Raw genomic sequence first — 23,516 nt, forward strand, 5'->3', positions numbered from 1 at the left:
AAAAAAGCCGCTTTTATAAGCGGCTTTTTCTTTGTAAGCAATGAGTATTTACTCTTCAGGACGATGTGCTTTACCCGATGTGATCCACTCGGCAGCTGGCATGCCACGCAAGTAGTGGTCGAAGTACTCCATCATTCGAACCGAAAAGTCGACCTGATTAGGAAACTTTTTCAGGTGGTGCGGCTCACCTTCGTACTGTAAGAAAATCGCGTCTTTGTCATGACGTCTCAGTGCTAAGTAATATTGAATGCCTTCTTGCCATGGTACGGCACCATCTTTATCGCCAAACATCAGCAAGATAGGCGTGTTTACTTTATCTGCGAAAAATACCGGCGAGTTTTCAATATACAACTCCGGTGCAGCGGTCAGCGGCTGACCAATACGGCTTTGTCCTGACTCGTATTGGAATTGTCTGGCTAGGCCTGTTTTTAGTCGAATACCACTGTATGCTGATGTCATGTTCGAAACTGGAGCGCCAGAGACAACGGCTTTAAACATATCAGTTTGTGTCACTGCAAATGCACTTTGATAGCCAGCCCAAGAGTGGCCTTGAAGACCAATTTTATCTTTATCAGCAATCCCTAAATCAATTAACTTTTGAGCTGCGTTGATTAGTGTTTGCGTTGATGAAGGTCCTGGTTTGCCGATCTCAAAGCGAATGTCCGGCAAGAAAATGGCGTAACCGTTGGATGTAAACATCGGGAAGTTAGGTCTGTGGTTTAGCTCCATTTTTGGGAAGTCATACATACGCTGACTCATATAACGGTAAAAATAGATGACCACGGGGAGTTTTTGGCCTGGTTTGTAATCTGCAGGTTTGATGAGTACACCTTGGAGAGATTCGCCATTGTAGCCTTGGTATTGAACAAGCTCTGGTTTTTGTCCCCAAGCGAAATTTTTAACTTGAGGGTTGAGGTTAGTGATTTGCTTAGGAGCATTGAATTGGCTGTTGGTTTGCCAATAATCAGGAAATTGATGATAAGTTTGCTTGGTAAATATCAGCTTATCAGTATGTTTGGCTTTTTTTACTAAATCGAAGCGTGCTTCACCATTTAGCACAGTGCTAAGCTCGCCTGTCGCAAGATTAAGTTTAGCAATATGGGTTTGCTTGTTTTGTAAGTTATGTGCTGATAAAAATAAGGTTTCGTCGCTGGCAAAGCCGACTTGTTTTTTATCTAGCTTAATCACGCGATATTGCGTATTTGTTTCTTTACCTTGTGTAAGTCTTTTTGCTTCACCTGTTTTGGCCTCAAATGCCCAAATATCAAACTTACTGTAGGCATACAGCGTGCTACCATCTCGCTGCCACCCTGCAAAACCATAACCTGGATTCGGTTCTGGGTAATCGTGCTTATCATCGGCAAAAATCGCATCGCGTACAGCTTTACTAATGACTTGCTCTTTCTGTTGGTGTAAATCTTTTAACCATAATTGGTCATGTAAAAAATAAGCTGCGTGTCGTCCCGTTGGTGATAGGCTTGGGCGATTTGGCGTGTCTTTTACAATATAGCCTTTTGCACCGGTGCTGACTTTAACGGCATAGTAGTCGGCATAAAAGCCATCATACATTACTTTTTTCAAATAAGGCTGTTCATTGCGCCCCAACAAAAAGTCAGCTTCTGTATTGAGTGTGACATCGCGTACGGTTTCGTCAGCCAGCTGAACGACCCTTTGAGACTCGATATGGTAAACGGCTTGATACTGGCGATCGCGGTTGGTCTTTTTCCATGTGTGTTGCTCACGGGGTTTTATCTCTGGATCATTATTGTGCCAAAGTTTAAGGCCTGATTGTTCGCGGATCGTATCAAAATCACGTAATGATGTTTCATCGCTATACTTACGTGCTTTTACTTTATCGGCAAGCAGCGGACGATTCTCAAAGTACAGCCTTTCACCTTGCTCAGACCACTTCAATTTTGATGACTTGGCACTATACCAACCGCTGGGGTTTGACACTTTTGTGAGCTTTGTTGTGTTTGCATCCCACAAAGTCACTTCATAGCTGCGGCGGCGTTTATCTTCATTAATATAATTACTGAAGTTAAACGCGACGATACTAGAGTATGGATGCCATGCAATAGTGCTCACTGTGACACCCGGTTCATTGAACAGCACGTCGACTGATTGCGTATTCAAATTTAAATATTGAACTTGATTATTAGCTGTCGCTGAATCATGTTGGCTAAATAACACGCCGTATTCTGCTGGGCTCAACCCATAAGAGACGACATTTTCAAAACGTTGCTCTTGGCGCGAGTGCAAATCTAACACAATTAAAGTCAGTGGTTTGTCCTGTTTATCAGCCTTTATCGCAGCGGTGTCTTTTGCCGATTTTTCTTTAGTTTCTTGTTTTTTGCTATCTTCTCGATAGGCAAGCCAGCGTCCATCATCGCTCAATTGATAGTCTTTAACATTGCTAAAGCTTTGTTTTTGACCATTTTTTGTATTGACTAAAATTAAGTGCTTTTTAAGCTGTTTACGTTCTTTTTTAGTTGCGGTCTCGAATTCCAACAAAGAGGCTACCTGAGTAAAAGCAACCCAAGTTGAGGCTCTGTTGATGTGGGCTTTGGTACCTCGCTCCACACTAGCAATAAGTTTATTGCTAGTTAGATCATATACTTGACCTTGTGCGTCCCCGCGATAAGGCTTAGTGCTGAAGGCTAAAAACTTACCGTCTTCTGCAAGTTGTGTCGAGTAGGCGTATTTAAAATCGAAAACATCGTCAAATTTTAAAGGCGCTTTGTTGGCCATAACTTGGCCAGAAAACAAAGCCGCTGCGACGAGCGAGTAGGCTAGCTTCATGGTTTATCTATTCTTGTATTTTAAAGTTGCTTCTTTTTAACACTTTTAATAGATAAACAAAATCTTGCTGCGTTGTGTGGAAGTGAAAAACAGATAAAGCGGTTATAGTACCGCTTTACTATAACCAAATCCTTTGTAGTTCCTGCCATTGACTGGCAAAGGTTGAAGTTGGTTTTGCTTTGAAGTCGCTGCGCACAAATTGGTTCATTTTGCCTTCTACATGCGCTAGAAACAGGTTAGCCAGTGCTGCTTCGTCACTGTTGAAAGTTTTACCCTCTCTGAGCTTTCTTTCTCTCAATACCTGCTTAAACTGTGTCTCAAGTTTTTCAAATAGGCTTTGAACACGCTCTCTTAATCGCTCTTGTTCACCTTGCAATGCATCGCCCGTAAGAATGCGCGTGATACCTGGGTTTTTTTCTGAGAAAGTAAGCAGTAGAGCGAGGATGTTATAAATACGACTTTGCGTATCTTTTTCATTCTCTAAAATTAAGTTAATGCGAGAAAGTAGTGTGTCTTCAATAAATTCAATGAGCCCTTCAAACATGCGCGCCTTGCTAGGAAAGTGGCGATATAGGGCTGCTTCAGAGACACCGACTTCAGCGGCTAGCTTTGCAGTGGTGATTCTTTGACCTGGGCTAGTTTCAAGCATTTGCGCAAGAGATTGAAGAATTTGCTCTTTGCGATTACTGCGTTTAGTCGCTGGCATGAACTTTCCTTTAATAATTATCGTTATTCTGGTCTGTATGGTGTATTTTTATTAGGTCCATACTGAGTAAGGACCTATGTTAATGTTTTATTCAGCTTCTTTCCAGCCTTTTAACAACAACTCAATCAAGTTTACTTGCAATTGCTTTAACGACAGTGAGTGCTAACTCCTTTTTGTCCGAAGTTGGCAGAGAAATCTGCTCATTAGGCCAAAATAACGTTAAAGCATTGTTATCTGAGTTAAAACCTAGCCCCGCTTGTGATACATCGTTAGCGCAAATCATATCGAGATTTTTGTTTTTTAATTTACCTAGGGCATATTGCTCAACATTTTGTGTTTCTGCTGCAAAACCAACTGTATAGGGGCGATTCTGAGTGAGAGAAGCAACCTCTGCAATGATGTCAGGGTTTTTTACCAGTGTTAAGGTCATCTCATCACCTTGTTTCTTTATTTTTTGTTCAGCAATATCAGCAGCGCGATAGTCAGCTACGGCTGCACAGCCAATAAAAATATCGGAGTCAGCAGCGAGGCGCAGCGCCTCGTCTCGCATCTCGATGGCACTGTTGACATGACTGAGATTGATGCCCTTAGGTGCACTGAGTTTTACAGGCCCGGAGATTAAATTAACGGTTGCACCGAGTTTTTTCGCTGCTTCAGCAAGGCCATAGCCCATTTTTCCGGAGCTGTGGTTACTGATAAAGCGAACAGGGTCCAAAGCTTCTCGTGTCGGGCCTGCCGTGATAGTCACGATTTTTCCTAATAATGGTTGCTCAGATGGCGTGAGTACTGATGCGCATAATTCAACGAGCTCATTAGGTTCAAGCATTCGGCCTTTTCCGATGTCACCGCAAGCTTGCTCACCTTGTCCTGGCCCCCATATCGTAATCGTGTCACTGGCCAGTGTTTTTAGATTGCGCTGTGTGGCCGGGTGGGCAAACATTTGTTGATTCATGGCAGGTGCAACTGCGACTTTAGCCGGGGTTGCTAGTACCAGTGTGGTGAGCAGGTCATCTGCAATGCCCGCCGCCATTTTTGCAATAATATTACTCGTCGCCGGTGCAATAAGTATTAAGTCGGCCCATTTGGCAAATTCTATGTGGCCCATTGCAGCTTCAGCACTCGGGTCGAGGAGCGAATCAGATACAGGCTCTCCAGATACAGCTTGCATTGTGAGTGGCGTGATAAACTGTTTGGCTGACTCTGTCATGACCACTTTTACTTCGCAGTGTTGATCTTTCAACCGTCTTACTAATTCAGCACATTTATAGGCTGCAATACCACCACTTATTCCCACAACTATTTTTTTGCCAGATAGGTTCATCTTCACAATTCTCACGACTCAAACTGCCCCTAAGATATCATAGCCATAGGTCAGTTTTGAAATATTGATGGTGGCACTAACTATAAATTGCACAGCGACTGGTATTAATGAGCGGTTTTTTTATCACAATACATGGTAAATATGAGAGCGTTGCTGGCTTTAGCTTAAAACAAGGAGTGAACATGCAATTGAGAGCATTACCAGAGCAGTCCAGACCAAGAGAAAAGCTGTTGGCATTAGGACCAAACTCTCTCAGCGATGCTGAGTTATTAGCGATTTTCCTGCGTACGGGTGTCAGTGGCATGAATGCCATTGAGCTGGCTGAATCATTACTTGCACAAAGAGGCTCATTACAACGCTTGTTCAACAGCACACAACATGATTTCGTGCAATTAAGAGGGGTAGGTGACGCAAAGTATGTGCAATTTCAAGCTGTACTAGAACTATGTAAACGCTACTTAAAAGAAGGCTGCCATCGAGAGGTATGCTTTAGCAATCCACAGCGTGTTTATGACTATTTGAGTATTCAGTTGAAGGGCCTGGAGCATGAAGTGTTTATGGCGCTTTATCTCGATAGTCAAAATCAATTGATTAAAGATGAGGTGTTATTCAGTGGAACAATCAATGCCGCGTCAGTTTATCCAAGAGAAGTTGTCAAAGCTGCATTAAAATACAATGCTGCTGGGATTATTTTCGCGCATAATCATCCATCCGGAGTGAGTGAGCCGAGTTATGCAGATAAAGTTTTGACTGAGAAGTTACAAAAAGCGTTATCACTTATAGATATCAAAGTGTTAGATCATATCATTGTGGCGGGTAATCGCTGTGCCTCTTTCGCTGAAATGGGCTTGCTGTGAGCTTTTTATCGACACTTTTTGGGCCGCAAGCCTTTATTGTGCTTAAAAATTATAAAATAGTTTAATTTAAATGCAGTTTTTACTTTCCACATGGCCCGATGATCATTATAATTGGCCGCTATCAAATTTACCCATGAGCTGACTAGGATATCATCAGATCCTTGATCTCTGCCTGCAGATGCTGTATAAAGAGCGCCCTTTGATTTTACCCGGGGCACACCAGTGTAAGGCCTAAGGGGAAATTAAGCTCGAGCGAAGTTATTGGAGATACATAGACATGTCTAAAGTCTGTCAAGTTACAGGTAAGCGCCCGGTTGTTGGTAACAACCGTTCACACGCGCGCAACGCAACTAAGCGTCGTTTCCTACCTAACCTACAAACACACCGTTTCTGGGTTGAAAGCGAAAAGCGTTTCGTTACTCTACGCACTACTACTAAAGGTATGCGTATTATCGATAAAAAAGGCATCGACGCGGTATTAGTAGATATCCGTGCTCGCGGCGAAAAAGTATAAGGAGCTTAAATCATGCGTGATAAGATCCGTTTAGTTTCAACTGCTGGTACTGGTTATTTCTACACTACCGACAAGAACAAGCGTAACATGCCTGAAAAAATGGAGATCAAAAAGTACGATCCTAAAGTACGTAAACACGTGATCTTCAAAGAAGCGAAAATCAAGTAATTTCGCTTTTCGAATTGAAAAACCCAGCTTAGTGCTGGGTTTTTTATTGCCTAATTTCTTTTCGAACGACATCAAGTTTTCTTTTAAATCAATTTCAGGGCGTTTTTTGGGTTAATACCAAATTGTCTTTTAAAACTGCGACTAAAATGTGCTGAGTCAGAAAAACCTGCGTTTACAGCGGCCTCAGTAATATTTTTTTGTTGTTGTAAATACTCAATCGCACAAATAATTCGCCTCCATACCAAATAAGGCCGCCAAGCTATCCCCATTTGTGCCCGAAATAAGTGGAGAAATCGACTTTCAGAAAGGTGCAGTTGAGTAGCCACCTTAGATGCTCGCCAGTGAGAAGCTTCCATGTTTATCCTATTCTTAAAGTTACTATCAAGTAGCTCTAGTAATGCAGCGATACGCGGGTCTAGGCTTGTATTGTGCACAGGGTAATTCAGCTTTAGGGACAAGATAAGCGATTCTAGAGGGGTATCTTGTTCTAACTTTGGTGCCTCTTCCAGAACTTGAGGGTGGCATGAGCGATAACTATTCTGGAGTTGTTGACCGATATCAGAGAATGGCTCTATGAGTATTATCCAGCCCTCATCCATGGTGAGTCTATGTGAACAGTTACTTGGGATAATGTGTGGCCCTGTCAACAATCCGTTTTTGTATAAGAGGGTGCAATTACCAGCTGGTAAGGTAAGTTGGATTTGATGATGCCGGTGTGATTTGGTATCTATGACACCTGTGTATGCGGCGAAAATACCGGGCTGAATATACATAAACAATAAAGCCGGGTACGTCCCGGCTTTTCAATTGACGCTTATGCAAATGCGTCTTGTAACGGCGGTACTACTTGTTTTTTACGACTAAGTACGCCGTCAAGCCATACACGGCTTTGCTCAGGAGCTTCACCATATGCTTTTTCGATGATGCCTTCATCGTCTGAGGCGATCAACATTTGTGAACCTTCTTTCATAATATCTGTAAGAAGCAATAACACTGAATGGCGACCACCTTCATCTTTGAGCTTTGCAATGTCAGCTTCAAGGTCAGCTTTAATTTTATCGAATACCGATAGGTCGATAACTTCCAATTGGCCAATACCAACTAAGTTGCCGTTCATATTGAAGTCTTTGAAATCACGCATAACAAGATCACGTGCTGGTGTACCTTCAACCGCAGATTTTACTTTAAACATTTCCATGCCAAATGCTTTGTAATCTTCAATACCAGCAATTTCAGCGAGTACTTCAACGCATTTAATATCTGCTGTCGTACAAGTTGGTGATTTGAAGATCACCGTATCAGACAAAATCGCGCCGAGCATTAAGCCAGCGATATCTTTAGGGATTTCAACACTGTAGAAATCGTACATCATCTTGATAATCGTATTACTACAGCCTACTGGGCGGATCCAACACTCAAGTGGTGTAGAAGTTGTTAAGTCACCCAATTTGTGGTGGTCTACGACACCAACAACCGTCGCTTCATCAATATCATCTGGTGCTTGAGTTTTTTCAGTGTGGTCAACAATATATACGTCTTCGCCTGCGTAGCTCATTTTTAGTTCTGGCGCTTCAAAGCCAAAACGATCCAGAATAAATTGTGTTTCAGGTGATATATCACCTAGACGAGTTGGGATTGCCTCTTCGCCGATTTGATTTTTAAGATAAGAAAGTGCAATTGCACCACAAATTGAATCTGAATCTGGGATTTTATGACCCACTACATACATTGCCATTGACGGACTCCTCAAAATTTTGCCGCCTAGTTTAGCAAAATTTAAGCACATTAATACAGTATCAAAGCGGTATTTTGGATCTTAACAAATAGTCTAACAAATTTGGATTCTGCTATAAAACGTAGGGTTTTTATAGCTTGAAGCTGTGGTGATGTCTTGAGTAAGGTATAGTAGGGTGATCTAGAAAGCAAAAAAGTCAGTATCATTGGAGCTTGTATGGGATTGAGCAGAAAAGCATGGAATAACGTGGTGATATTTTCCATGCTCATCATGATCTTTTTCTTGAATGGACTACATCACAAACTGAACCCTCCTGAGGAGGAGCTGGGCAGTGTGCTGGTGCTTCCAGAGCAAAGTTTTGTGTTGGCGCTAGCATACCCAGGTGTCAAAATTGAGCGTATCGGCACATCGTGGCGTATAGAGTCAGAGTTGCCAAGTGAGAGCCGAAAGACCTATACCGAACAAGAGCTAGTTTCAATTGTAAGGCTTTGGCAAAAAAGTGAATTAAAGATGATAACTCCGCCCCAAGTGAATGCTGAGCAAGCAGTTTCTGTTGCGACATTTTGGTTAGCAGCAGAAGAGTTACCGCTCAGTTATCAGCTGTATGAAATAAATGGCGAATATGTTTTATTTGCCAAACGAAGTCACCGCTGGTTGCAATTAACTCCGCAGCAAGCTCGGCAATTATTTAATCCGATAGAAGTATAATTATGCCTGAATTACCAGAGGTCGAAGTAAGTCGACTGGGAATTGAACCTCATATTAAGCAAAAAGTGGTTGCTGAAGTACGCATTCATAATGGCAGTTTACGTTGGCCGGTCCCTGATGATGTGCAACTCTTATCTGGCAAAAAGATTGACGCGGTGCATCGAAGAGCAAAATATCTGTTACTCGAAAGTAAAGTCGGCTCCGCTATTCTGCATTTAGGTATGTCGGGAAATCTACGCGTGGTTGAAAAGTCAGAGCCTTTAAAAAAGCATGATCACGTAGAAATTATCTTTGATAACGGACTCGCATTACGGCTCAATGATCCGCGCCGATTTGGGGCGTTTTTGTGGCAAGCGCCTGATGAACAGCATGCTGTATTTGCTAAACTTGGTCCTGAGCCTTTGACAGATGAGTTTGATGCTAAGCATCTTTATGAACGTAGCCGAGGAAAAAGAGTTGCGGTTAAGCAGTTTATTATGGACAACCATGTGGTCGTCGGTGTTGGCAATATATACGCAAATGAGTCCTTGTTCAAAGCGGGTATTCACCCAAAACGCGAGGCGGGTAAAATTTCTTTAGCGCGTTATCAAAAGCTTACTCCGATTATAAAGGACACTTTAGCGGCTGCAATCTTACAAGGCGGTACGACCCTTAAAGACTTTGCTCAAAGCGATGGTAAGCCTGGATATTTTGCACAAGAGCTTATGGTATATGGACGAAAAGGTGAGCCTTGTGTCCAATGTGGTACGCAACTTCAAGAAATACGCTTAGGTCAACGCAGCACTATATTTTGTACAAAATGCCAACGCTGACCTTTGGTCAATTACGCTTGACTGACGGGCTGTTTAACTTGTTGTGAGCGATAACAAAGCTGTGACAGGATGGCTGTCATTTGATCAATACGCAGCTCAAAGCTCGATTTAAGTGCACGCTCGTTTGCTGTGTGATCACCATCACCATATGGCCCAAATCCATCAAGCGTAGGTGTGCCTGTTGAAGCTGCGGTGTTGGCATCAGACACCCCACCACGATGTTCGACGGGTTGTTCTTGGCCAAGGATCTGGTTAATGGTAGTGAGTAGGTTTTGTTGCTCATCACTGGGGGCCATTACCGTGCGTTGCAAGCCCCCTTGGATAGTCACCTTAACCCCTGTAATTTCTATTGCCATGCAGATATTTTCAATTCCCTCTAGCAAACGCTGTTGCTCCGACTGATTGGTAAAGCGAGCTTCAACTTGCATCGTTGCTTTACCTGAAATCGTATTGGCACCGATACCACCTTGTACTTTACCTACGTTGACGGTGCTGCCCTTTTTCAAGTCAGTCAATGATGTCATTTCGAGCAGCATATTTGCCATGGCGAAGTTGGCATCAATGCCATCTCTGTAGTGATTGCCTGCGTGTGCTGGCTTGCCAGACACCGTGATGTGGTAAGTCGCGATCCCTTTTCTGGCTACGACGAGTTGATGATCTTTGCCAGCTGCCTCAAATACAAAGCACGCATCGTATTGTTTGGCAATTTTCTGAGTTAACGATTGACTATCGTCACTGCCGATCTCCTCGTCACTTACCAGCAACCAATCAACATTCGCCAACTGACCAAACTTCTTTTTCAGATTTCTCAGTACGTTAAGTGCAACCCAGTTGCCTCCTTTCATATCGCAAACACCTGGCCCGTAAACATAAGATTCGTCTTCATGAAATTCCGTAAAGGTGTCTTTAGGGAAAACCGTATCTAAGTGCCCCAGTAGAAGGATCCGTTTACCGCCTGTACGTGCGGATCGAAACAAAAGGTGATCGCCAATATGCTCGCGCTGATATCGTGTAAGTGAGTATCCCAATGGCTCGATCAATGCGATCATTTGTTCGCCATGTTGATCCACCCCTTGTTTATTTTTACTGTGCGAGTTACAGCGTATTAAGTCTGCTAATTCTGCATAGTCCAGATTCATCCCAATCTTCTCCCTGCTAAGGTTTGGCCACATCGTGGCGTTTTTCGGTTGCAGTTCAGTGAAGCTTTTATGAACAGTTTTAAGATCATTCAAAGGATCAAAATACTGTCACACAGATGTTCTTAACTATTGTGACAGTTCAAAAATCAAGCACCTAATTTAGAACCAAGGAGAATTCTATGACAGCCGTATCGCAGGCGCCTCATGTTGGTATTTGGATGTACGAAAATGGCGGAGGAAGAGAAATTGAACAACAATTGGTACACGCGCTTGCTGAGCGCGGTATCTTAGCCAGTACAGGACTAAACCTACGTGATGCCAGAGCCCGCGACGGTGGGATCGAGTGTAATGGGGTAGCGATGGAGCAACTAGACGCTTTTTTGAGTTATAACGCTGGTCAGCAAACCCAATACCAGTTGTACCTGTATGAAACCTTGAATGAAACCATTCCAACTCTAAATAACTATCGTGCATTTGCATTGGCGGAAGATAAGTTTCGTACTGCCCATTTACTCAATAGTCATGGGATCTGCACGCCAGATTATCGCTTGTGTCACAAAAATGATATGGCGGGCTTAAGATCTGCGCTGAAAGATTTTGGTGGCAAGCTTGTCTACAAACCAACGGATGGTTGGGGTGGCGTTGGCATTGTAAAAATTGAAGGTGAGCAAGCGTTAGATATGATTATGCCATTTCTGAGTCGCACGGATCTGCGCTACTTTTACGTAGAGCGCTTTATCAATTACGACAACACTGACTTTCGTGTCGATGTGGTCGACGGCGAATTTGTGGGCTGCTATGGCAGAAAGGCCCCAAAGGATGACTGGAAAACCAATGTAACAAGCGGTGGGACCGTTTTTGTGCGTGAAGCCAATGATGAAGTGGTAGAGCTGGCATTGCGTGCAACGAAAACATTGGGATTAGAAATTGCGGGGGTTGATCTGATCTACGATCGCGAGCGTGAGCAATACGTCGTACTAGAAGTGAATACCATTCCTGCTTTTGCAACGCCAGAGCAAGAACAATTGGGGATCATGTTCAATCAAACAAAGATCCGAGCGATGGTGGATTTGATCGAAAAAACCGTCGCAAAGAAAACTTCATTTCAATCAGCCAAGGTGGCTTAGGTCTATGACAACTCAAACCAAACTACCCAAAATAGGGTTATTGTATCTCGATTATGTACTGCGTTTTTTTGATAAATCTAATTTTAAAGGTTGGCCTGATAAAATTGAAACTGTGGTTTATCATTGGGGTAATGATAAGGCGCGTTTTATTGCTGAGGTGAAAAGAAAAAAAATAGAAGTCTTGATAGGAAACATCCCTGCGACGGCATATGAATCATTTAGAGAAATAGCACGTGCATTGCCCAATGTACGTTTTTTGCCTTCACTTGATAGTCAGTTTTCAAATAAGTCTAAAGAGAACGTGACCCACTTTTGTCGCAAATACAAATTGCCGGCTCCTCACACAGAAATTTTTTATATTCCGGAAAAAGCACAGCAGTATCTAGCCAAGGCGCAATATCCGAAAATCATTAAGCGCTCATATGGCCCGTCAAATTATGGCGGTTATTTTGTGCATAAAGTGGATAGCTTCGAAGAGGCCACGAGTTTACTTGGAGAAAAAAAGTACTACCCAGTCTATGTACAAGACTTTGTGCCCATGGAGGCCGATATTCGTGTAATGCTCATTGGTCATAAACCGGTCTGTGCATTTTGGCGACGTCCTCCTGAGGGAGAGTGGTTAACGAACACGAGCCAAGGTGGCAGCATGGATTATCAAGCTGTGCCAAAGTCCGTGTTAAAGCTTGCAACAGCTGCATCAAAAGCGGCCAATGCTGAATATTGGGCATGCGATATTGCATTAGGTAAAGATGGAAAATTACGCATCCTAGAGTGTGCCACTGCATTTGCTGCCTTTCCATATATCCGCGATTGGATAGGCCAATATCTTATGTGGCTATTGTCAGATGGCTATTTTAAAAAGCCCAATATTCCACTTTATAACTGGGAAGAGCTTGGCAAAATTGATTCTCGAATGCTGCGTACGATGCGCCACATTGGGTTTTCAAGTTATACGCCCAGCCAAGATGCTGGTGAGCTATTCAGTCAGCTGGATGAGCAGAGTTTTCCAATTCTGGATACCGCGCTTAAATGTGGTGAAGAGTGGCCAAGTGAAGTTTGGAATTTACAAGACAACTTTGCACTAAACGCCAAGACTATGTCTGCTAAAACATTACAACCAGTTCCTGCTGGAGATGAGCAAGGGGTCGACTTAAATAGCTATCAAGCGCCAGTGTTTGATGAAGCGCAGATCCGCATGATTTTGAGTGGTGTGCGTGGTATTGGAGAGAAAATGCTTGATGATATTATGTCAACGTTTGGTGCTCATGGTGTGGTGGAGGCACTTAACACTGATCCTCAAAAGCTTTGTGTTGTAAAAAACCTCAAAGATAAGAAGCTCGAGAAAATAGTCGAGCATTGGCAAAGCCATATTACGCATATCCATTAGTACCCCGAACACTTATCAAATCCATTGGGCGACAGCTTGCTGGTTGTCGCCAAGACCAACTGAGAGTTAACCTGCATGAAAATTCAATACGCTTCTTATCAAGATACAATTGATGCGCTGCAATGCGCTATGAATGAACATCCGCATTTAATTCGTTTGCAAAGCATTGGAGAAACTTGGGAAGGGCGACCGATCATGCTGGTCACGGTGTCATTGGATGTCACTTACGCAGATGACAAACCGGCACTCTTATATACGGGGTCAATTCATGCGCGTGAGTGGATTGGCAATGAGCTGGCACTTAAGTTTATTCAGTATGTAATTGATAACTACAGGTTTAATCCTAAATTGCAGACGGCGTTAACAAGAAACACGCTATACATGGTGCCTTGTTTAAACCCTGACGGATTTGAATATTCGCGCAATCATTTTTCTTTTTGGCGTAAAAACCGTCGTAATAATGGCGATGGTACTTTTGGGGTTGACTTGAATCGAAATTTTGATGCGAAATTTATGCGCAATCAAAATACGGGCTCTAATACATATGGTGGCCCACATGCGTTTTCTGAACCCGAAACATGTGCCATTAGAGATTTTGTAGAAGCCCACGATAATATTCGCATAGCCTTAGATTATCACTCACAAGGTAATGTGTTTTTCCCCGCGCATAAGTTCAATCATGAAGTTGAGATTGAGGGCACAGACTTAAATATTTTATGTGCGAATATGAATTACGAAATTAAAAAGGTCACGGGCAGACAGTATGGGATCCATCGTGGTAAACCGCCAGCGCAATTGATCCATGGCAGTGGACGAGAGTATTACTATCGTAAGGGCATTATTGCCACTGTGGTTGAAGTGGGAACGCGCAATATTCCAGATTATATGAAAAATATGTCTGAGAGTGTTGCTGAAAATATACCAGCCGTATTACATGCACTCAGTGAAGCGATTAACTACTCTCCGCTCGCGCCGCTTAGAGTATCTGAGTTCACGATTAAGTCGGTGGATCACGACGGCGTTGAACTAGAGTGGCAATATGCGGATAGGGATGATATTTACTTTGAGTTGTATCGCAGTGAAAACAACAAAAGCCCATGTGGTGAAGAAAGTCTGATTGCAATAACAAAGTCACTGTCTTTTAGGGATTCCCAATTAACTAGTGGACAAAGTTACTTCTACAATATTCGCGCGGTGGACAAGGTTACAAAAATTAAATCGCCATTCAGCCCAGAACTTAGATTGAAAACACATTTAGCGCGACACCAAAGTGCGCGCACACTGTTCCCATCGAAAGAGCTGGTGGGCTATTTGTCTGAAAACTATTTGAGTAAAAATAAAGAACACTTTGGCTATAACTCAATGTTTATTGGTGTAGATAAAAAGCGCGGCATCAGCTTGGGAGTTGTACAGTTTGATTTAAGCAGTTTGCCAAGTGGTTCTCATATTGAGCGAGCTGAATTCTTCCTATATCCGATGAATCGCGTTGCAGCCAAAATAGAGAAATATGGTGAATGGTCGGTAGCGATTTTAGATGCTGAAGACATTGCAGACATATATGATTTTAAAGAGGTGAGTGAAGCCAAACCATTACATACGCTTGGGCAGACATTTGAGTCAGACAAAATGACGCAAGGGATCTGGATGAAGTGGTCGTTTAACGGAGTAGAGCGAGAGCTACTGACTGAATTAGTCACAAAGAATGCGTTGCTGCTGCGATTACAGGGGCCAAAAACATTACCGCTTGGCAATGATTCACAGGTAATGCAGTTTGATATTGGCTACGGTCCATTTGGTAGCGGTTTACATTATCGGCCTAATTTAGAGTTGGTTTATCAAGTATCCGAACAGTTACTGGCGTTAAGCCCGACAAGATGCAACACCATATTTAAAGATCGAGTTATGCCAGATAGACTCGCATCTGGTTTCGATGACGCGGGTGAGATAGTTTATGGCCAAATGGCATTTGAACTCAATGCTGACCTACCCGTTGAGAAAACCGTTTTTACGCACGCATGCCTGACATTGAGAAGTTGCAATAGTATTGCCTGTGCAAAAGATGTGCGCTTTACAATTGAATTAGTTGAGTTGCAAGATGTTGACTTTCAAGCGGTAAAGCAAAGACAAAAAATTGAATACATAGGTTATGAAGTGAGTAATGAGCAGCTTAGAGAGCGGGCAGAGCATCACTTCATTTTCGATAGCTTCAGCTTACAAGCGCTAGAGCGTCTACACCAAGCTCACACGCCATTTTATTTTATCATTCGTGCAACGTCAGAATCACAAGCAACTAGTGCGTTGGTTAATTGGACCGCTTGTCAGGACCAACATCCGGCAGAATTGAAAATTGGCTACATCAACCGTCGCAAGCATGCTTTGCAGCCACCGCAGGAGTTAACTGCACAAGTCGAATCTGGGGTCGTTAAACTAACGTGGCAAAATCCTAGCGATGAAGATTTTGTTGGTTGTTTCGTCGTTCGTAATCGTTTTCACCCGCCACGTTCACCATTCGATGGGGTGAAATTATATGGCGGCAAAGACGAGTATACGTTGGACAACTTCGGCAATCCAAATTTGAATAAATACTACGCAGTTTTTAGCTATGATGATGTGCCTAACTACTCAGAGCCATCGGTACTATTTCACCAAGGCAAGGAAGACAGCTAAGCATCTGTTCAACAGTTTGGCGTGCTAAATCAAACGAAAATGATTCACGCGCCATAATTAACCTCAAAAAATGCAAAATTAATTAATTTATAGTGCTTCCTACTGGCGTGAAAATAACGATAACTTATTAATTTAATTATTTTTTATGGTTTTTGGTGAACTAAATTGGTAAGAATCCTTCCCCTACAACTTGCTACTTTTAGCATCAGTTAGCAAATACATGTTCTTGCGGATGGGTTGCTGGTTATAGGTGATAAGCCAATGCCAGCCACTCATATTTTTTTATGTAGCTAACCGTATCGCTCTTCCCTATTTTTTATTTAAATGACCAGTTTTAGGGCGAATTTTATGGGAACGGGAGGGTGGCCAAACTGTCCGTATATGGGTAACCCATTTTTTATTCGATTGAGGCAATGGATTGCTAAAATAAGGGCGATACGCATGGATGCCACACAGCAGGTGTTGCTGTGCAGTATAAATAAAGCAATGAGAAAAAGGTATGCCTTTAAAACACCGTGGTAGTGGCGTATTAGTTACCACAGCTCTGGCTAAAATACTGCTGGCATAGTAGCCCAACGATTATAGATACCTGTAAAACAATGAATTAAGCTTGGAGGGAGATAGAGAAGTCAGCTAACATCTAATTTTTATTTGTGTTGAGTTTATTTTATGACTGAACTGTACCATTGGTTTGATCTTCTTGGCGTAATGGTATTTGCTATTTCTGGTACTTTGCTTGCCCATCGTAAGCACATGGACGGATTTGGCGTTGTGGTACTTGCGACGGTAACAGGCATAGGTGGTGGCACCATACGGGATGTTATTTTGAATACCCCTGTATTTTGGCTACATGACAGTAGCTATTTTTTCGCAATTTTTGCTGCGATAGCCGTAAGTATTTGGTGGCTAAATCGACAGAAATCTGTGCCTATGCAACTTCTTTTAAGTGCCGACGCATTTGGTTTGGCCTTTTTTGCTGTGATGGGAATGCAAAAAGCGATGAGCATTGGCATGCCGGATACCACTGTCATTATTATGGGCGTTTTAACAGGGTGCTTTGGTGGTGTGATAAGAGATGTATTGGCTGATGAAATCCCCATGCTACTGAAAGGTGAATTGTACGCTATTACCTGTATTGTTGGCGGTATTGTGTATACCCAGCTTATGCACTTAGGTGTATCTCTGGAGCTTACGATGTTGGCGGCTATGGTTTCCATTCTCTTACTGCGTTTGGCCGCGATTCGGTGGCAACTTGTTTTACATGTTTTTAAATATAGGGATTGAATCAAGTGAGCTGTTCATCTCTAGTATAGATAACGGCCGAGGCGGTAGGGGTTGTGACCGTGAGATGAGCAAAAGCTTTGCACATTTGATATAGCAGAAAGTGCTTACTTTTTTTGACCTAAAGCTCTTAATTTTGCATAAGATGAGACAAGGAATGTCGCTAGCTAAAACATATACTCGCGCTCAGGTTGGTATTGATGCACCATTGGTTACAGTCGAGGTGCACCTCAGTAACGGGTTACCTGCTTTTAATATCGTAGGCTTGCCTGAGACATCGGTAAAAGAGTCAAAGGAACGGGTTCGCTGCGCACTCACTAATAGTCATTTTACTTTTCCAGAACAACGTATCACGGTGAATTTAGCGCCTGCGGATTTACCTAAACAAGGTGGGCGCTATGACTTGGCCATTGCCATTGGGATCTTAGTGGCATCTGGTCAAATTCAAAATCCGAACATTCAGTCTTTCGAGTTCTATGGTGAATTAGCATTAAACGGCGAGATCAGAGAAATTACGGCTTTAGTGCCTGCGCTTATATCGGCCACCCATGCAGAGCACCAATGCTTTATCCCAAAACCCAATGAGAGCATGGCAAGGCTGGTATCACAGAGTTTACGTAAAAGTGTGTTGAGCTTAAGGGACGTGTGGGCTGATTTAAGTGGCCAGCATACACTTGCTTGGGACGAACAAAGTCCGTGTGAACCTGAGAAAATGGTTGATTTTGGCATTAATATGAATGAAGTAAAGGGGCAAGGAGCGGCCAAGCGCGTGCTCGAAGTTGCGGCGGCTGGTGGGCACAATGTACTATTTTTAGGCCCTCCCGGGACCGGAAAATCGATGCTGGCACAGCGGATGCCAACAATTATGCCTGCAATGGAACTACAGCAAGCGCTTGAAACTGCGTCAGTGTACTCAATTATAGGTAAAGAAATAAATCCAATGAGCTGGCGACAAAGGCCATTTAGGGCACCGCATCATACCTGTTCAGCAGTTGCTCTTGTGGGGGGCTCGTCGACCCCCAAGCCCGGCGAGATTTCGCTTGCACACAATGGCGTACTATTTTTAGATGAGTTACCAGAGTATGAGCGCAAGGTGTTAGATTCTTTACGTGAACCTATGGAGACCGGTATGGTCAGTATTTCACGTGCTGCACAGCAAGTAGACTTTCCCGCAAATTTTCAGCTAATTGCCGCATTGAATCCGAGCCCTACGGGCTGCCATACTGATAAGCGTGCCACGCCAGAGCAAGTGCTCAAGTACTTGAGTAAGGTATCGGGCCCTTTCATTGATCGTATCGATTTGCAGATTGAGTTACCTCGGCTCAGCACGGTGGAGCTACAATCAACGCGCGCCGAGGAAGGAAGTGAAACGATACGTCTGCGGGTTGAACAAGCTCGCGCTGTTGCATTGCATAGACAGGGCAAAGTCAATGCGTCGCTTTCTAGTAGGGAAATTGATCAATACTGTCAATTGTCGGGTGGCGTATTGGCATATCTAGCTAAAGCGACTGAAAAACTGCATTTATCTCCGCGTTCATACCATCGCGTAATTAAGGTATCGAGAACAATCGCGGACTTAGCAGGACAAGAAGAGATCACATTAGCACATTTGAAAGAGGCGCTGAGCTATCGGGCATTTGAACGCCTGCTCGCTCAGCTGATCCGTTAGGTTGAAAGCATATAGCCTTTACCACGTACTGTAACTATACGTTTTTGGTCTTTTTCATCACCGAGCTTTTTACGCAGTCTGCCTATGAGTACGTCAACAGTTCGATCACTCGGACTCCAGTCGGGTTGACCAATATCCTCTGATATCTTGGCGCGAGAAGTGGCCTTGCCGGCATTGGCAATTAAACAGATAAGCACTTTGTGCTCGGCTTCTGTTAAACGGGCTTCATCACCATTGGGGTTGATCAACGTTCGATTATCTGGGTGTAATTTAAAGTCGGCGTATTCAATAAACTCTTCCGATTCATCTTCACCTTTAGAGCCTGCAAGTCGTTTATATAGAGCACGCATGCGTAATTCTAATTCTAGTAAGTCAACAGGCTTACAAACGTAGTCATCTGCACCTTGAGCCAATCCTGCGATTCTATCTGCTTGTGAATCACGACTCGAAAGCATTATTACACCTAAGTCGGTTAATGTATTGAGCTCTTTGGCAAGCTGCAAGCCATCAGTTGCAGGCAACACAATGTCTATGATGGCCATCATAAATGGATTACCGGTCTGTGCTTGCTCCTGTACCTGTTCAAGCGTACGAGCACCGGTATTATCTACAGTGATTTGAAACTCCGTTTGCGCAAAATGGCTTTCGACTCGTTTAGCCAATAACTCGTCGTCCTCGACTAATAATACGTTTATGCTCATGGTTTCGAAACTTTCTCAATAATTAATCTATATCTTAGCACCGAGAATTCTCGGCTGAGAACCATAAGTTATCTATTTTTATATAAAAACTCTAATGAAAATTGCCAGTAAATTGTGTGCTTAATGACCACTTATTAAAAATAATGAAATAGTTTTAGCTATTTATTATTTGTACATAAAAAAATAGCAGCACTTTAGTGCTGCTACAAACTTTTATTTGCCGTACATATGTTGCCACCACTGTGGCTCTTGTTTGAGGTGTTTGTCAAAGTAAGCGAGCATTGTATTCCACCACTGGAAACGTCGATCACGGGCAAAAATTTGGTGATCCGCACCTTTGTATTCGATCATTTCAACGTCTTGGTTCAATAACTTCAATGCAGTGTACATGATATGACTTTCACCAACTGGCACATTGGTATCAGCATCTCCATGGATCAGTAAAAGTGGTGTTTTCACTTTGTCGGCATTAAACACTGGGCTTTGTTCACTGTAAAGCTTCATGTTATTCCAAGGGTAGCTGTTCTTAGATGCTTCGGATGAGTATAGGTACCCCCACCAGCCATGACCCCAGTATGAAGTGAGGTTTGAGATCCCAGCATGAGAGATTGATGCACTGAACATGTCGGTTTTAGTAGCGAGCGTCATCGTCATAAATCCACCGTATGACGCACCCAAGTTACCTAACCGGTTTTTATCAACAAACTGGTAAGAATCTAAAAATGCTTTGGTGCCTTCGATGATATCTTCAGCGGCACGGTTACCCCAATCGTTTACGTGTTTGGCTGAAAACTCTTGACCAAACCCAGTTGCACCAGATGGCTGTAAAACGTAAACCACATAGCCATTCGTCGCCCAAAAGTTAAACGGGTAACGTCCAGTAAAGCCGCGTGATACGGGTGAAGTTCCGCCATAATAGTAAATAAGTGCCGGGTGTTGCTTAGATTTATCCAGGCCATGTGGAATGTAAACACGCCCCTTAATCTCAGTACCTGCGGAGTTAGTAAAATTGAACTCTTCTAACTTCGCTATTTCAGCATTTTTGTATGCGATTGGCTGTGAGTCCCAGAGCGTTTTAGCGCGATTATTTTTTACACTCAATTGGATGAGCTTTTGTGGAGCAGAAGCCGTTGTACCAGTTGCAAAAACGACAGGGCTGCGTTTGTCGGCGACACTGAATTTATCGACTACATCAAGCTTGGTATTGAGAGACTTAAACTTACTTTTACTTTCATCATAAAAGTAAAGTTTTTTACGATCTTCATCTGTGACTTTAAGCACCAAGTCACCATTATTAAGTACGCTGAATGAATCGATTGATGGGTCGAACTTTTTACTTAAGGGTTTAACTTCGGCTCCGTCATTGTTCATCCAGTAAAGCTGTGTATCGTAATTGTTTACCAACACATCTTTTGCAATAACCCTACCTGCACCATTGTTAAATCCAGCACCGGCTGAGATATAAATTCCATCATTACCATACCTTGCATCACCAAAAGTACCATATTGGCCAATGACTTTATGGCTGTTGTTCTTAATATCAAATTCGACAAGTTCAGTCACACCGTGATGTGGAGCGCTGTAGTTTTGAGGGTGGCGGGTGGTGAGGATACGACCTGTCTTGCTATCAAAGTCTTCTAGACTGTGGCTTAGCGCATCTTCTGTTATAGCTTGAATAAGCCCCGTACTGATGTCAATTAAGTACACTTGGCTTTTATTGCGCGCATACGACCAGCGATCTTCTAGACCTTTGAGGTGTTTGACAATCTTATCACCTTCTGGAGCGCGTTTAGTCCAAGTAAAAATCAGACTATCGTCGCTGAAATACTGGAAGCTACTAGCACCAGCTAGGCCTTCTGCGATGACTGTTTCTTTTAAGTTTTTGATGTTGAGGGCTTTGAGTTGCTTATTTTGAACGAATACCAGCTCTTTTGAATCTGCACGCCAGCTAACCGCACCTGCATTCACGCCATTTAAGCGGTAAATTACATCGCCATCTTCATTATGAATTGTCGTATCTCTGAGCGCTTTGTTACCTTGGTTGTCTTGGTAATGCTGTTGTGTGGCAACATAATAATTGGCGTCAGGAGAAACCGAAATCGCACTGATTGTTGGTGCATCAAAGAGTTGTTTGGCAGACAGTGCTTTTGTTTCTTTGTCACTGAAAGTCAGTATGTCGTGTGCTTCTTTACCATTAAACTCTACTGCTACTTTTTTCCAATCACTCACTTGCTCGGCAATGATAAGTAGTTGGTGGTCACCTGTGACCGCATTGAGCGTATACTCTGTTTTACCATTAATAAGTTGGCCATTGAGAAAAACATGGCCCTTTTCTATACCGGTTAACTTCAGTGTACCTTGAACAAAACGCGCAGTAGAAAAGTTGAGTTTTAGTGCCTGTAAACCACCTATGGTTAGCGCGTTGACGTCTTTTAGCGGTTGCCAATCAACACGCTGTCCAAAAACGTCTAACGACTTAGTATCTTTGCTGAGCTTATTGACTAGGTTACCCACGATGGCCGATTGGTGGCCCGTATGGTGAGGCTTAGTTTGGATATTTTGACCAATTGGGCCTATAAACAGGATGTTGTCTGGGTCGATCGGCGCTGCGCTGAGTTGCGTAGCTATTGCGGAAAATAGTAAAGTTACCGCTGATTTTAATTTCATAGTATGCGCCTATTGTAGGTAAAATATGCGTTAATATAACATATTAATCAAAATTAATAGGTGCTGTGCGATTAAGTGCTGTACAGCTAAGATATAAGTAAACGGTTATCACGTGAGGAGTAGATCTTGTTTTTGTTAATTAGCTACATGTTATTAGCTATTGCGATTTCTTTTATATGTTCTGTGATGGAGGCTGTACTGCTCAGTATTACCCCCAGTCATGTTGGGATGATGAAGCAGCAAAACCCCACTTTGGCGTCGCGCGTACAAAAATTAAAAGACAATATCGATAAACCGCTTGCGGCAATTTTGACATTGAATACGGTAGCGCATACTGCTGGCGCTGCGGGTGTCGGTGCCCAAGCCGCAGTGGTATTTGGTGATGCGGCTGTTGGACTAGCTTCTGCTGTGATGACATTATTGGTACTAGTGTTGTCTGAGATTATTCCTAAGACTCTGGGGGCGACGTATTGGCGTGGCTTAACACCAAGTGTCAGTTTTGCCTTAGTTTGGTTAGTCAGATTGCTAAAACCATTTGTATGGATGTCTGATCAGCTGACAAAATTAATCGGCAAAAAGGGTGATGAGTCGATTTATATTCGCCAAGAAATCGAAGCAATGGCAGAAATGGGTTCGCAAGCGGGTGCCTTAAAAGAGGAAGAGTCAGCCACTATTCGCAGTTTGCTGCAATTTAGGCATGCTAAACTAGAGAACTTAATGACACCTCGTACCGTGCTATTTAAAGTACATAAAGATATGTCAGTACATGACTATTTGGCAGAACATGGTTCTGTGTCATTTTCTCGTGTATTGGTTTTTGACCAAAATAGTGATGATATTGTTGGTTTTGTGCATAAAAACGACATCATGCTGGCTTATCACCGTTTGGGCGAAGACTACAAAATTAGCAAGTTGATGAAGCCTTTGTATACGGTACCCGAAACTTTGGCAGCACCGACACTGTTTCAAACCTTGCTGGAAAAACGCATTCATATTGCATTGGTGATTGATGAATATGGCGATATTCAAGGGATTGTTACACTGGAAGACTTACTAGAGTCGTTAATGGGCATGGACATCGTTGATGAACGTGAACAAACCAGTGACATGCAGGCTGCTGCTAAGCAAAAATGGCAGCAACGTGTCGATAACCACAGCCATTTAATCGTCACCGAAAACGAAGCAGACGATGAAGAGACCGTTGAAGGCAAGGCAAACGACAAAAACTAATGGTGTTAGGCATAAATTGGGCCCA

Annotated in this window: 19 protein-coding genes; 11 read left to right on the top strand and 8 right to left on the bottom strand. The window is 43.0% G+C overall.

Features of this window, described 5'->3' with window-relative positions:
- Positions 1 to 48: 48 nt before the first annotated feature.
- The 3 genes from N480_RS20430 to coaBC form a co-directional block, all read right to left on the bottom strand.
- Positions 49 to 2,802, bottom strand: coding sequence for a prolyl oligopeptidase family serine peptidase (locus N480_RS20430; RefSeq protein WP_063374299.1), 2,754 nt, complete (start codon positions 2,800 to 2,802; stop codon positions 49 to 51).
- A 118-nt stretch (positions 2,803 to 2,920) separates the two neighbouring features.
- Entirely contained in the window at positions 2,921 to 3,508 is a 588-nt protein-coding gene (slmA, locus tag N480_RS20435) for a nucleoid occlusion factor SlmA (protein WP_063374300.1), read from the bottom strand.
- A gap of 121 nt (positions 3,509 to 3,629) precedes the next feature.
- Entirely contained in the window at positions 3,630 to 4,829 is a 1,200-nt protein-coding gene (gene coaBC, locus N480_RS20440) for a bifunctional phosphopantothenoylcysteine decarboxylase/phosphopantothenate--cysteine ligase CoaBC (RefSeq protein ID WP_063374301.1), read from the bottom strand.
- Positions 4,830 to 5,011: 182 nt separating this feature from the next.
- Here coaBC and radC point away from each other — a divergent pair, with 182 nt between their 5' ends.
- From radC to rpmG, 3 genes are all read left to right on the top strand, one after another.
- The gene (radC, locus tag N480_RS20445; protein WP_063374512.1) at positions 5,012 to 5,686 is read left to right on the top strand and encodes a RadC family protein; all 675 of its coding nucleotides are present in this window, start codon (positions 5,012 to 5,014) and stop codon (positions 5,684 to 5,686) included.
- A gap of 277 nt (positions 5,687 to 5,963) precedes the next feature.
- Positions 5,964 to 6,200: a 50S ribosomal protein L28 gene (gene rpmB / locus N480_RS20450; RefSeq protein WP_023397288.1), complete on the top strand. Its 237-nt coding sequence runs from the start codon at positions 5,964 to 5,966 to the stop codon at positions 6,198 to 6,200.
- A 12-nt stretch (positions 6,201 to 6,212) separates the two neighbouring features.
- Positions 6,213 to 6,368, top strand: coding sequence for a 50S ribosomal protein L33 (rpmG, locus tag N480_RS20455; protein WP_005493124.1), 156 nt, complete (start codon positions 6,213 to 6,215; stop codon positions 6,366 to 6,368).
- Between the two features lie 83 nt (positions 6,369 to 6,451).
- On the opposite strand, the gene N480_RS20460 is transcribed toward rpmG, so the two are convergent.
- Positions 6,452 to 7,141, bottom strand: a complete 690-nt coding sequence (locus N480_RS20460) for a helix-turn-helix transcriptional regulator (RefSeq protein ID WP_063374302.1) — start codon at positions 7,139 to 7,141, stop codon at positions 6,452 to 6,454.
- Between the two features lie 41 nt (positions 7,142 to 7,182).
- Positions 7,183 to 8,103, bottom strand: a complete 921-nt coding sequence (locus tag N480_RS20465; RefSeq protein ID WP_063374303.1) for a manganese-dependent inorganic pyrophosphatase — start codon at positions 8,101 to 8,103, stop codon at positions 7,183 to 7,185.
- 216 nt (positions 8,104 to 8,319) lie between these two features.
- Between N480_RS20465 and N480_RS20470 the strand changes: the two genes are divergently transcribed.
- Together N480_RS20470 and mutM are read left to right on the top strand one after the other, a co-directional pair.
- Positions 8,320 to 8,811, top strand: coding sequence for a hypothetical protein (locus tag N480_RS20470; RefSeq protein WP_063374304.1), 492 nt, complete (start codon positions 8,320 to 8,322; stop codon positions 8,809 to 8,811).
- 2 nt (positions 8,812 to 8,813) lie between these two features.
- On the top strand, positions 8,814 to 9,623 hold the full coding sequence (gene mutM, locus N480_RS20475; protein WP_063374305.1) for a bifunctional DNA-formamidopyrimidine glycosylase/DNA-(apurinic or apyrimidinic site) lyase: 810 nt from the start codon (positions 8,814 to 8,816) through the stop codon (positions 9,621 to 9,623).
- A gap of 11 nt (positions 9,624 to 9,634) precedes the next feature.
- On the opposite strand, the gene N480_RS20480 is transcribed toward mutM, so the two are convergent.
- A complete protein-coding gene (locus N480_RS20480; protein ID WP_063374306.1) occupies positions 9,635 to 10,762 on the bottom strand; it encodes a M20 family metallopeptidase in 1,128 nt (375 codons plus the stop codon).
- A gap of 179 nt (positions 10,763 to 10,941) precedes the next feature.
- On the opposite strand from N480_RS20480, the gene N480_RS20485 reads away from it, so the two are divergent.
- The 5 genes from N480_RS20485 (at position 10,942) to N480_RS20505 (ending at position 18,893) form a co-directional block, all read left to right on the top strand.
- A complete protein-coding gene (locus tag N480_RS20485) occupies positions 10,942 to 11,889 on the top strand; it encodes an ATP-grasp domain-containing protein (RefSeq protein WP_063374307.1) in 948 nt (315 codons plus the stop codon).
- 4 nt (positions 11,890 to 11,893) lie between these two features.
- A complete protein-coding gene (locus N480_RS20490) occupies positions 11,894 to 13,276 on the top strand; it encodes an ATP-grasp domain-containing protein (RefSeq protein WP_063374308.1) in 1,383 nt (460 codons plus the stop codon).
- A 75-nt stretch (positions 13,277 to 13,351) separates the two neighbouring features.
- Positions 13,352 to 15,943 (top strand): M14 family zinc carboxypeptidase, encoded by a 2,592-nt coding sequence (locus N480_RS20495; RefSeq protein ID WP_063374309.1) that lies wholly within the window; start codon positions 13,352 to 13,354, stop codon positions 15,941 to 15,943.
- Positions 15,944 to 16,612: 669 nt separating this feature from the next.
- Complete coding sequence (locus N480_RS20500) at positions 16,613 to 17,227, top strand: trimeric intracellular cation channel family protein (RefSeq protein ID WP_063374310.1); 615 nt, start codon at positions 16,613 to 16,615, stop codon at positions 17,225 to 17,227.
- 154 nt (positions 17,228 to 17,381) lie between these two features.
- A complete protein-coding gene (locus tag N480_RS20505; RefSeq protein WP_063374311.1) occupies positions 17,382 to 18,893 on the top strand; it encodes a YifB family Mg chelatase-like AAA ATPase in 1,512 nt (503 codons plus the stop codon).
- On the opposite strand, the gene N480_RS20510 is transcribed toward N480_RS20505, so the two are convergent.
- Together N480_RS20510 and N480_RS20515 are read right to left on the bottom strand one after the other, a co-directional pair.
- Positions 18,890 to 19,594: a response regulator transcription factor gene (locus N480_RS20510; RefSeq protein WP_063374312.1), complete on the bottom strand. Its 705-nt coding sequence runs from the start codon at positions 19,592 to 19,594 to the stop codon at positions 18,890 to 18,892. The genes N480_RS20505 and N480_RS20510 overlap by 4 nt on opposite strands.
- 213 nt (positions 19,595 to 19,807) lie before the next feature.
- Positions 19,808 to 22,261 (bottom strand): alpha/beta hydrolase family protein, encoded by a 2,454-nt coding sequence (locus N480_RS20515; protein WP_063374313.1) that lies wholly within the window; start codon positions 22,259 to 22,261, stop codon positions 19,808 to 19,810.
- Positions 22,262 to 22,387: 126 nt separating this feature from the next.
- Here N480_RS20515 and N480_RS20520 point away from each other — a divergent pair, with 126 nt between their 5' ends.
- Positions 22,388 to 23,491 (top strand): CNNM domain-containing protein, encoded by a 1,104-nt coding sequence (locus tag N480_RS20520; RefSeq protein WP_063374314.1) that lies wholly within the window; start codon positions 22,388 to 22,390, stop codon positions 23,489 to 23,491.
- Positions 23,492 to 23,516: the final 25 nt, after the last annotated feature.

This window comes from Pseudoalteromonas luteoviolacea S2607 (assembly GCF_001625575.1).
GTDB classification, from domain to species: domain Bacteria; phylum Pseudomonadota; class Gammaproteobacteria; order Enterobacterales; family Alteromonadaceae; genus Pseudoalteromonas; species Pseudoalteromonas luteoviolacea_E.